At 64.7% G+C, this 10,977-nt stretch carries 10 protein-coding genes; 4 read left to right on the top strand and 6 right to left on the bottom strand.

Annotated elements, in window-relative coordinates; all coding sequences use genetic code 11:
- Positions 1-15: 15 nt before the first annotated feature.
- A complete protein-coding gene (locus ABB27_RS05315; RefSeq protein WP_057627196.1) occupies positions 16-717 on the bottom strand; it encodes a LytR/AlgR family response regulator transcription factor in 702 nt (233 codons plus the stop codon).
- Positions 705-2,414 (bottom strand): histidine kinase, encoded by a 1,710-nt coding sequence (locus tag ABB27_RS05320; RefSeq protein ID WP_057627197.1) that lies wholly within the window; start codon positions 2,412-2,414, stop codon positions 705-707. Before ABB27_RS05320 ends, ABB27_RS05315 begins: the two co-directional genes overlap by 13 nt.
- 176 nt (positions 2,415-2,590) lie before the next feature.
- Here ABB27_RS05320 and ABB27_RS05325 point away from each other — a divergent pair, with 176 nt between their 5' ends.
- Complete coding sequence (locus tag ABB27_RS05325; protein WP_244479146.1) at positions 2,591-4,180, top strand: alpha/beta fold hydrolase; 1,590 nt, start codon at positions 2,591-2,593, stop codon at positions 4,178-4,180.
- A 309-nt stretch (positions 4,181-4,489) separates the two neighbouring features.
- Complete coding sequence (locus ABB27_RS05330; RefSeq protein ID WP_083491156.1) at positions 4,490-5,596, top strand: serine hydrolase domain-containing protein; 1,107 nt, start codon at positions 4,490-4,492, stop codon at positions 5,594-5,596.
- Here ABB27_RS05330 and ABB27_RS05335 read toward each other — a convergent pair.
- From ABB27_RS05335 to ABB27_RS05345, 4 genes are all read right to left on the bottom strand, one after another.
- Positions 5,580-7,181 carry a winged helix-turn-helix domain-containing protein gene (locus ABB27_RS05335; RefSeq protein WP_057627199.1) on the bottom strand — a complete coding sequence of 534 codons (1,602 nt, stop codon included), beginning with the start codon at positions 7,179-7,181 and terminating at the stop codon, positions 5,580-5,582. The two genes, ABB27_RS05330 and ABB27_RS05335, sit on opposite strands and share 17 nt — an antisense overlap.
- A gap of 155 nt (positions 7,182-7,336) precedes the next feature.
- Positions 7,337-8,410: a serine hydrolase domain-containing protein gene (locus ABB27_RS05340; protein WP_244479147.1), complete on the bottom strand. Its 1,074-nt coding sequence runs from the start codon at positions 8,408-8,410 to the stop codon at positions 7,337-7,339.
- A 93-nt stretch (positions 8,411-8,503) separates the two neighbouring features.
- Positions 8,504-8,770 carry a hypothetical protein gene (locus tag ABB27_RS20445; RefSeq protein ID WP_338061717.1) on the bottom strand — a complete coding sequence of 89 codons (267 nt, stop codon included), beginning with the start codon at positions 8,768-8,770 and terminating at the stop codon, positions 8,504-8,506.
- A gap of 3 nt (positions 8,771-8,773) precedes the next feature.
- On the bottom strand, positions 8,774-9,319 hold the full coding sequence (locus ABB27_RS05345; RefSeq protein WP_338061718.1) for an alpha/beta fold hydrolase: 546 nt from the start codon (positions 9,317-9,319) through the stop codon (positions 8,774-8,776).
- A 450-nt stretch (positions 9,320-9,769) separates the two neighbouring features.
- On the opposite strand from ABB27_RS05345, the gene ABB27_RS05350 reads away from it, so the two are divergent.
- Both ABB27_RS05350 and ABB27_RS05355 read left to right on the top strand, forming a co-directional pair.
- Positions 9,770-10,045, top strand: a complete 276-nt coding sequence (locus tag ABB27_RS05350; RefSeq protein ID WP_057627201.1) for a metal/formaldehyde-sensitive transcriptional repressor — start codon at positions 9,770-9,772, stop codon at positions 10,043-10,045.
- A 51-nt stretch (positions 10,046-10,096) separates the two neighbouring features.
- Positions 10,097-10,977 (top strand): S-(hydroxymethyl)glutathione dehydrogenase/class III alcohol dehydrogenase (locus ABB27_RS05355; protein WP_057627202.1); only part of this gene is annotated, 881 nt, incomplete at its 3' end.

Here is a 10,977-nt window from a genome sequence, read left to right on the forward strand (position 1 = left end):
TGCGGGCGGGGCGCTTTACTCCAGCGCCAAGGCCTGGCGCAGGCCGGCAACATGTGCGCGGCCGACAGGCAGCTCGGCGCCGCCATTCAATACCACCCAGTAACGGCTGCCGGTGCCGGCATGCAGGCTGCTGATATGGCGCAGGTTGACCAGGTAGGAGCGATGGCAGCGCACGAAATCCGGCGGCAGCACCGCGCTCAGGCCGGCCAGTGATTTGTCGTGCAGCTCGCTGCGGCCATCGCGCATGCGCAGTTCGCTGTAGTCACCATCTGCACGGATCCACTGCACATCGGCCAGCTCCACCAAGGCCGTGCCCTGTGCGCGCCAGATGCCGAGGTAGCGGGCGCGGCCGGCACTATAACGGCCGACGTCCAGCAGTCGCTCCAAGGCCTGGCCCAGGCGTTCGCGTGAAAATGGCTTCGGTACGAAATCCAGCACGCCATGCTCGAATGCCTGCAGTGCGCGCTCGCGATGGGCCGAAACCACCACGCAATGGTAGCGGCCGGCGACGGCGCGGCGCAGCAGGTCGAAGCCGTCTTCGCCGCCAAGGTTGAGGTCCAGCAGCAGACCGTCGTAGACGCTGCGTTGCAACCGGTCGCCGGCCGCGTCCAGATCGGCGACTGCATCGAAGCGCGCGCGGGTTCCTGCCAGCTCAGCGCACAGCCGCAGCAGGCGCTGTTGAACCAGCGGTTCGTCTTCGACAATCAGGATGCGCATGTCAGCTCGATTCGGCTGCACCAGTCGGCACCGTCGGCGCCTTGGCTGTACTGCCAGCAGTTGGGGTGGGAGGCGGCCAGGCTGGCCTCGATATAGCGGGTGCCGGTGCCCTGGCCACGGTGGGGCGCGCTGCCGCGGGCGCTGCGCAGTTCCAGAATCCAGCGCTCGCCATCGCGTTGCACACGCAGCCGGAACGGGTGCTGCGCGCAGGCCACCGCTCCGGCATGGGTCAGGGCGTTCTCGACCTGCGCGTGCAGCACGCCCGGCGGCAGCGACAGCTGCAGGTCATCGGCATCAACGTCCAGCGCTATCGTCTGGTCCAGTGCCTGGCCGACGATGTCCAGATGGTTGCGGCACAGCGCCAGTTCTTCGGCCAAAGGCACGCTCCGGCGGCTGCTGCTGTCGCGCAGGCGGTCGAACTGCTCGGCCAGTGATTCAACCAGCCGGCTCGCCCGTGGCGGTGCCTGTTCGATCAGCTCCTGCAGGCAGGTGAGGGTGTTCATCAGCCAATGCGGTTGGATGCCCCGCTGCAACAGCTGCAACGACAGGCTGGCGCGCTCTTCGCGCAGACGTGCGTTGTGCAGGTCCAGGGCGCGCACCTGTGCAGCGTGGCAGAGCAGCAGGAAGCCCATCAGCACGGCAAGCAGCAGGAAGTACGGGCCGTCGAGGAAGGCACCAGGCGCGACCAGCAAGGCCAGTACACCGGCCAGCAGAAGGGCGAGGATCGGCCAGCGTTCTTCGCGCTCGCCCTGGGTACGCAGCAGCAGGGCCGCCGAGGCAAGCAGGCTCAACAACAGCACCACCGCCGAGCGGCTATCGAAACTGGGCAGCGCGATGACGGCCAGCAGCAACACCAGCAGGTAGCCGATGCGCAGGCCTCTACGCACGCTGACGTTGAAGCGTTGTGCAAGATAGGCAGGCAGCAGCACCGCCGCCGCCACATGCAGAACCAGCAAGGCGTACAGGCGCGGCGCATGCCATGGATAGGTATAGCCCAGCAGGGGGCGGCAGGCTTCTATCATCGGCAGTGCGATGCCGACCGCGCACAGGGCGAGCAGCAGGCGCCCGCCCGGCATCTGCGGGCGGCCACGCTGCAGCGCAAGGAAGTACAGGCAGGCGGCGGCAAGTGCGCCAGTGGCAAAGGCGGCGATCAGCCACGGCAGCAGGCCACGCTGGTACAGGACCTGTGCTGGCGCAACTGCTACCAGCGCATCGGCGCTGTGCAGGCCAAATTGCTGGTGGTGGCTGGAGGCCAGTACCAGCAGTTCGTCGACGCTACCCGGCGCGGAAGGTGGCAGCACGCGGGTGATGTCGACCTGGCCGGGGCGTTCCTGTGCGGCGGTCATGCCGACGCGGCCGTTGCCTGCCAGCGGCTGGCCGTTCCAGTACAACTGGCTGGCGGCGCGCAGCGCAAGCCGCAGTGCACGGCCGTCATCGTCGGCTGCGGTGTCTGCAGTGGATTGCCAGCGCAGCCAGTAGGGGCCGCGCCAACTGGCCAGCACACCCTGATCGATGGGCTGCCAGTCGAGTGTGGGTGGTGGCGATGTCGGCAGGCTGCCAGCAGCGGTGATGTTGGCCGGCGCCATTTCCCCGTCGAGCAGGTGCAGCGTTGTGGCATCGCGCAGCAGCACGGCCAGCCAGGCGGCGACCGCGAAGACCAGTACGGCCAGCACACTCAAGGTTCGTAGGATCGGCATGGCGCTATCGTATCGGCTGGACGGAGACGCTGGGCGGTCCGTTGGAGCTGTTGGGCGGATGCTCGCCACGCAAATGCCGTGCGCCGGCAGATGCTGTGGATGTGGCGAAAGCAACCGGAGCATCCGGAATGCCAAGGCCACGGCAATACCCACCTTCCCGCCCATCGGAGCCGGCCATGTCCAACAACTCTCTTTCCGTTCCGCATACCTGCCTGCAGTCCCTGGCAGCACCTTCAAACGCAGCGTTTGCAGGTATGCAGCGCGAAGCGGCGACCGCTGCTTCGGCGACGCGTAAGCGCGGCATGAGCCAGCTGCTTCCGGCCGCCGCCCGATTGCTGGCGCTCAGCCTTGCACTGGCCTGCGCCTCGCCGGTATTGGCCAGTGACGGACCGGCGCCGCTGGTGTTCACCCCGTATGCGATGCAGACCAAGGGCAATGGCACCATCGCCACCGAGGAGGCCTTCCTGGAAGTGCCGCGCCGGCACAGCGAACCGAATGGGCCGCGCATCCGCCTGCGGGTGGTGCGGTTGCCGGCGACGGGGGGCGATGGTCGCGCCGCGCCGGTGGTCTATCTGGCCGGTGGCCCGGGTGGTTCCGGCTTCGGCACCGCGCTTGGCCCGCGTTGGCCGGTGTTCGACCAGGTGCGGCGCGAGACCGATGTATTGCTGCTCGACCAACGTGGCACCGATTTTTCGCAGATGCCGCCGGAATGCCCGCACGAGCAGAAGTTCGATGACGCCCAGCCGCTGCAGCGCGAGGCGGTGCTGGTTGCCTTGAAGGCAACCCTGGCCGAGTGCATGGCCTTCTGGAAGAACGCCGGCGTCGATATGGGCGCCTATACCACGGCCGAAAGTGCCGACGACATCGAATACCTGCGGCAGGCGATGCAGCTGCCACGGCTGAGTCTGTGGGGCATGAGCTATGGCACGCATCTGGCCCTGGCCACCGTGCGCCGCCACCCTGGCAGTCTCGAGCGCGTGGTGTTGATGGGCAGCGAAGGGCCTGACGATACGATCAAGCTGCCGCTGGCCGCCGATGCCTTGCTGGCCGACCTGGCGGTGGTCGCCACGAAAGACGGCTTCGATGACCTACAGGGATCGGCACAGCGTGTACTGGCCAAGCTGCGCCAGCAGCCGGGGCAGGGCAGCAGCCCGATGCATGATGGCAGGAAGGTGACCATCGGCGCCTTCGATGCACAGCTGGCGATTGCGATCGCGCTGGGCCGACGTTCCACCCAGCGCATGCTGCCGCTGGCGCTGCGCGAGGCCGAGGCCGGCAATTACGACTTGCTTGGCGCCATCGCCTTGATGGTGCGCGAGGGCCTGGGCGGGTTCCGCGCCATGCCCACGGCGATGGATGTGGCGTCCGGACAGAGCCCGCAGCGCAGGGCGCTGGCTGCTGCACAGGCGCGGCAAAGCTTGCTGGGTGACGCGCTGAACTTCCCGTTCCCGGAAGTCGCCGACGGCAGCGGTCTGCTCGAACTGGGCGAGGCATTCCGTGCACCGCTGCGCAGCGATCTGCCGGTGTTGTTCATCAGCGGCACGCTCGATGGCCGGACCCCGCATGCCAATGCCCAGGCGCTGCTGCCGGGCTTCAGCAAGGGCAGGGAGCTGCTGCTGCGTGGGGCCAGCCATGACAACGAGATGTGGCTGGGCAACCCCGCCATCGCCAGCAATATCGCCGGCTTCCTGGCTGGGCGCCCACTGCGCGATGAGGTACTGGATGTGCCGTTGCCGGTATTCATTGCCAGCCGGACCGAGCTGTAAGCACGGGCGGGCAATGGTGGCCTGAGCGGTGCGCAGCGAGCGTGCCGCTCCGGCAAGCCGGGCGACATCGTCAATGAAACGGTGCTGCCGGCAGGCGCAGTCGGCATGATTCCAAGGCGTCGCCCAGCCCGGGCGACGTTCTGTGTTGTGGCTGTCGCGGTCGGCTTCATCGCTAGTGGCCATCCACGCAATTAGCGGAGGTAGCTGCCAAGTAATTGATTGGAAATGGCTTCATTTATCTTCATACGGACATCAGGCGCTTCATCCGTCTGCATGTTTGTCTGCAGGCTCCTTACCTGGAGCACCCTGATGACACCACTGATTCGTTTCCCCGTAGTTGCCGCCCTGCTGTTGGTTGCCGCATCCGTGGCCGCCGCGCCGCCGCCTCCCCGCGATCACTGGACACTTGTCGATCCGGCCACACATGGCTTGGATGCGGCCAGGTTCAGCGCCCTGGATGCCGCGATCAACAGCGGGCAGGCGCCGGACACCACCAGTGTGCTGGTCGTGCATCGCGACCAGCTGGTGCACGAGGCCTACTTCAATGGCGCCGACCGCAGCAGCCTGCACAACACCCGCTCGCTGACCAAGAGCGTGACTGCGATGCTGGTCGGTGCGGCCATCGACCGCGGCATGATCAGCGGCGTCGACGCGCGCGTGCTGAGCTTCTTCCCGGACCGCCACCCGGCCCACCCCGGCAGCTTCAAGGACGCAATCAGCATCGAAGACCTGCTGACCATGAGCGCGCAGTGGGAGTGCGACGACAACAACGAGTACTCGGCCGGGCACGAGGAGCGCATGTATGTCAGTGCCGACTGGACCGGCTTCACCCTGGACCTGCCCGAGCGCGGCTATGCGCCCTGGGTCAAACGCCCGGCCGACAGCCCGCATGGGCGCAGCTTTGCCTACTGCACGGCGAATGCCTTCCTGCTGGGCGCCATTGTCGAGCGCGTCAGCGGCATGCCCTTGAAGCGCTTTGCCGCCGAGGTACTGGAACGGCCACTGGGCATTGCGACATCGGTCTGGAACCGTTCGTCCGAAGGTGTGGGCATGGGCGGTGGCGGCACGGAGTACCGCAGCCGTGACCTGGCCAAACTGGGCCAGCTGATCATCGACGAGGGACGCTGGGATGGCCGCCAGGTGCTGCCCGCCGCATGGACGCGGGCGATGACCCAGGTGCACGCGCAGACGCCGTTCGATGCCGACTATGGCTACCAGATCTGGCGCTTCCCGTTCACTGCAGGTGGCAAGCCGGTACATGCCTGGGCGATGTCCGGCAATGGCGGCAACGCGGTGTTCGTGGTGCCGGAGAAGCAGCTGGTGATGGTGGTGACGCGCACGCACTTCAACCAGCGCGGCATGCATCAGCAAACCCAGAAGCTGCTGCAGGACTACGTGCTCAGCGCGCTGCCGTAACGGCCTGCGCATCGGCCGGCAGCTGGCCGGAGGCGATGACACGTGCGCGCTCGCTGGCCACCGCTGTTGCTATCGCCTGCAGCAGCGGTGCGAAGCCGGGCTCTTCCCGCAGCTTGGCGAACAGCGGCGACACCCGCAGATAAGCGGCGTTGCGGTAGCCGGCACTGACGGCTGCCTGCAATGCCGCCATCGCGGCCTTGTTGTCACCGGCCAGGTTGGCCAGCAATGCAGCGTCGATACCATCGAGTGGATCGCTGCCTTGTGCCAGCCCAGTGCGCAGCGAGGCGGCATCCTGCAACAGTAGCGATGCGGCGGGCGCCGGTTCTGCGCCCGCCAGCCAGGCGACGGTTCTGGGCAGGCTTGCATCGGGCCTCAACGTGCGTGCGCGTTGGGATGCCGTGCGTGCAGCAGCAGTGTCGCCACGTTGCAGCGCCAGCTCGGCGGCCAGCAGATACAACTGCGCGTGTTCGGTGCCGCGCGCATGCGCTTCGTCCAGCGCCGCCTGTGCCTCAGCGGGGCGGCCGTGTTCGTAGAGAAAATTCGGCCAGGCGATATTGGAGAACACGTTGTCCGGGTAAAGCTGGAAGCTGCGCCGGTAGCGTGCTTCAGCGGCCGTGCTGTAGCCGAGCAGATCCAGATTGGAGGCAACCTGCAATTCCCAGAAGCGAACCTGCTGGGGATGGCGTACCGCCAGGTTGGCAGCCAATGCGTCGGCCAGGCGCCCTTGCCTTGCATAGAGATAGGCTGCCGAGGCGCGGCTGCCATCGGCGCCCGGATCCAGCTGCACCGCGCGCTCATACGCGGCAAGCGCTGCGTCGATCTGGCCACGGCAATCATGGCTGTAAGCCAGCACGCCATAGGCGGCAGCGGACTGTGGTTGCCGCGCGATCACTGCTTCGGCCAGGGCCTGTGCCTGCGCGGCATCCTCGGCGGTGCCGTTGTACAGGCAGGCGCGGGCGGCCTGTGCGCGAGCAACACCGAGTTGTGCCTGCACATCGTCCGGAGCCTGCTGCAGATATTGCTTGTACAAGGCAATGGCGCGCTCATTGTTGTCGCGCTGGCCGATGCCTGCGTAGTAGTCCGCGCGCTGCAACAGCGGTGGCTGCGCCGGTGCATCCGAGGGCCAACGCCACCATGCAAGACCGGCGACGAGCAGCAGCGCCGCTGTCAGCGGCAGGGCAATGCGTCGCCATGAGGTAGTTGCCCGTGCAGACCCGGACGTTGCCACTGCGGCAGCCTGCGCATCATCAGCCACCGGCTCACTGCAGAGCTGGTAGCCCTGGCCACGCACCGAGCGCAGGTAGCGGGCCGTGCGACCGTCGTCGCCGAGTGCCTGACGCAACAGCCGCACCCGTTGGGTGACGGTTTCCTCGTTGACGATTGCCGGTGCCCAGACGTTGGCGATCAAGGCATCAAAGCCGACCACCCGCGTGCCCTGCGTCAACAGATAGTGCAGCAGGCGGAAACTGAGACCGGCGACATCCAGCAGCTGACCGTCGTTGCGCAGCACGCGTTGCCGGGCCACATCAATGCGCAGGTCGTCCAGACGATAGTGCAGGGGCGTGCTGTCGAGGGGATCGGGCATGGGAGCGGTGGCAGCAGGCGGCACGTGTGCAGGCGGCCAAGATTAACAGGCGATCAAGATTAGCAGGCGGGGCTGCCGCCTACGGTAGTGCCGAGCCATGCTCGGCAAAGGCGTTACACGTACACCAAACCAGCCGCCGCGCGACCAATCAACGACTACTTTATTGCCGGCAACGTGACATCACGTCCATAGACAGTCTCCACGATGGCTTCCAGAAAAGCGTTGGTGGGGATGCGCTCGCCATTGGTCGAGTACGCGATCGCCAGGTCATCCTTCGGGTTGTAGATGACCCGCGAATGGGAGCCTAGCACGTCTCCGCCATGGCCAATAAAGCGATCCTCCCCATACGTAAACTCCGCAAGGCCCATGCCCCAGCCTTTTCCCAGGATCGGCTGCATCTGCTCCACGGTATCCCTGCGCAGAATCCTGTACTGGAACAGGCCGGTGATCAGTGTGTTCAGATCCCGCGTGGTACTTGCGATATCACCAACGCCGATCACGTTGGTGTACTCGATATCCTTGATCTGCCGCCATTGCCCGGTGAATGCATAGGACTTGAAGGTGTTGGCGGGGTGCGCGCGAGCGGAGGCAAAGTTCTGCAGGTCAAGCGGTGCTGCAATCTCCTGCGCGACGATGTCATGGTAGTCACGCCCATATATCTGCTCGATGATCATCCGCAGCAGGAAGTAGGCCGAGTTCGAGTAGGCGACCCGTTCGCCAGGCTCGAATGCGACACCTTGCTTTCTGATCTCCTGCAGAATCTCATCCTGGCTTACCGGATCAACCACCCAGACATCGCCATTCCTGATCGCGAAGTTTCCCAGGCCACTTGAATGCCCAAGCAGGTTGCCGATGCTTATCTTTCGCGCGGAGGGCATATCCGGGAAAAATTCGGACAGGCTGTCATCCAGGCGCAATCGACCCTGTTCGATCAGTTTGAACGCAAGAATCGCCGTCACCATCTTGGTCACTGACGCGATCTGGTATCTGCTGTTTTCATCATGAGCAACCCCGGGCAGGTTGTTCTGCCCGAAGCTTCTGGCATAGACCTCGTGGCCATCCTTGAAAATGGAGACGCTGCCGATGCCACCATTGTCGTTCTCGACATGGTCGAGCAAGCCATCAAGCTGTTCCGCAGGTACTGCCTGTGGTGACAGTGGCGAAGAGATCACCCCCTGCGAAAGGGCGAGCGTTGGGAAAAGCAGCAGCGCGACAAGCATTTTTTTCATAGCGTCAGGGATGCCTTGGAAGTCGAGGGCAAAGATCGGGAGAGCCGAGATCAGGTTGGGTTTGTATCGAACCCGCCCGCGGCACTCGGGGTTTCAATCCGCAATTTCCTTGATCGCCTCGGCTACCACGGCTGGGTTGTCGCGGTGAATGTTGTGGCCGCTGGAAAAGTTGCGGTGGAAGCCGCGGTTGAAGCCTGAGAACAATGCCGCGTGCTGCGCCTTCCACAGGCCCTTGCCCGCAGCAGTTTCCACGAAGACGAAGGGTTCGGCGGCGACCTGTGTTGCGGTGAGCAGCGCAACCGGTAGGTCCGGCATGGCGAGCGGTGTCTGTGCGCCCGGCGCGTCCAGCTGCGCGGTCAAGATTTAATAGTCGGCTGCCATCGACGGCGGCAGCATGCCCAGCAAGGCAGCATCATCGGCAAGCACACGCGCTGCATCAGCTTGCTTGAAGGCGTGCCGCTGGCCCAGCGTGGCCGGGTCGACCAGTACCAAGGCTCGCAGCTGCTCAGGGCGGCGTCGAGCGAATTCGGTGGCAAGCAACCCTCCGTACGAATGTCCAACCAGCACCACTTTCTGTCCATTGGCCAGGTCATCGATCACCGCGCCGAGGTCAACGAGATGGGCGTCGATATCCCTGGGCCTGTCATCGCTGCTCGATTTGCCTAGCCCGGCGCGGGAATAGGTGATGCTGCGATAGCCGGAACCGAGTGCTGCGATCACGTCCTTCCAGACATCCTTGCCCTGGCCGAAGCCCGACTCGAAAACCACGGTGATCGGCCCCGTTCCCGACTGATCGGCGTTCAGCACATAAGCGCCCCGGTTCACCGCTGCATCGCCTGCCTGCACAGCCGCAGCGGCCAACAACAACAGTCCAGCTACGGCCCACACCTTCAATCTGCCTGCGCTCATTTGTTTCCCTTGGATGCTGATGTGGTTTGCCTGGCCTGGCCGAGCTGGGAGGGCGCGCTGCCGGTCACCGCCGGTCCGTTCGGTCTTTGCTTGGTGTGTTGATACTATAGTTATGTATAACACCATTCATCCCTGCCGAAAGTCATGCAGTGGGCCCTGGCTCAGGCATCGGCCGGCAGGCAACCGAGATGCATAAAGGAGGGGCACGAAATGCAGGCAGATTGAGTCGCCCGATCATTCGCAGGCAGCTCACATCCTGGAGTTGGAAGAGGGCTTTTTTCGAACGAAAGCGTCATCCGCAGGCCCGTTGGCTGGGATCAGCAAAAGCTTTCGAACGGGCTGCTTTGGCGGGGCATATGTCCACTTGTTGTCCGCAAAAGCACATCGACGGATAGCAAATGCCGATGCCCGCAAATATACTATCCCCCAGTACAGGATACGGGCGCAGCCATGCCGCACTCCCCCGAAGAGAAAAAGAAGGTGCTGGCCCGGGTCAAGCGCATCCGTGGCCAGTGCGATGCGCTGGAGCGTGCCCTGGAGGCCGGTGCCGATTGCAATCCGGTGCTGCAGCAGATCGCGGCCATCCGTGGCGCGGTCAATGGGCTGATGTCCGAGGTGATGGAAGCCCACCTGCGCGAGGAGTTCGGCCAGCCCGCGCGCTCCGACGCGCAGCGCGCCACGCGCGTTGCCGAGATGTCCAGCCTGATCCGTTCCTATCTCAAATAATTCCGGTCGGCGCGTTGCGCCGTCCTTCGTCATTCCCGCAGGAGAAACCACATGAAATCACGTGCCGCCGTTGCCTTTGGTCCGGGCCAGCCTTTGCAGATCGTCGAGATCGATGTCGCACCGCCGAAGGCAGGCGAAGTGCTGGTCAAGATCACCCATACCGGTGTCTGCCATACCGATGCCTTCACCCTGTCCGGTGATGATCCGGAAGGCCTGTTCCCGTGCGTGCTGGGCCATGAAGGTGCCGGCATCGTGGTGGAAGTGGGCGAGGGCGTCAGCTCGGTGAAGGCCGGCGATCACGTGATTCCGCTGTATACCGCCGAGTGCGGCGAGTGCCTGTTCTGCAAGAGCGGCAAGACCAATCTGTGTACGTCGGTGCGCGCTACCCAGGGCAAGGGCGTGATGCCGGACGGCACCAGCCGCTTCTCGTACAACGGCGAACCGATTTACCACTACATGGGCTGCTCGACCTTCTCCGAGTACACCGTGGTGGCTGAGGTCTCGCTGGCAAAGGTCAACCCGGAAGCCAACCCGGAACACGTCTGCCTGCTGGGTTGTGGCGTCACTACCGGTATTGGCGCCGTGCACAACACCGCCAAGGTGGCCGAGGGCGACAGCGTTGCGGTGTTTGGTCTCGGCGGTATTGGCCTGGCGGTTATCCAAGGCGCGCGCCAGGCCAAGGCCGGTCGCATCATCGCCATCGATACCAATCCGTCAAAATTCGAGCTGGCCAAGCAGTTTGGCGCCACCGATTGTGTCAATCCGAAGGACCACGACAAGCCGATCCAGCAGGTCGTGGTTGAAATGACCGGTTGGGGTGTGGACCACAGCTTCGAGTGCATTGGCAACACCAACGTGATGCGGGCGGCGCTGGAGTGCGCGCACCGTGGCTGGGGCCAGAGCGTGATCATTGGCGTGGCCGGCGCCGGCCA

The organism is Stenotrophomonas terrae (genome assembly GCF_001431465.1).
Classification (GTDB): Bacteria; Pseudomonadota; Gammaproteobacteria; order Xanthomonadales; family Xanthomonadaceae; genus Stenotrophomonas; species Stenotrophomonas terrae.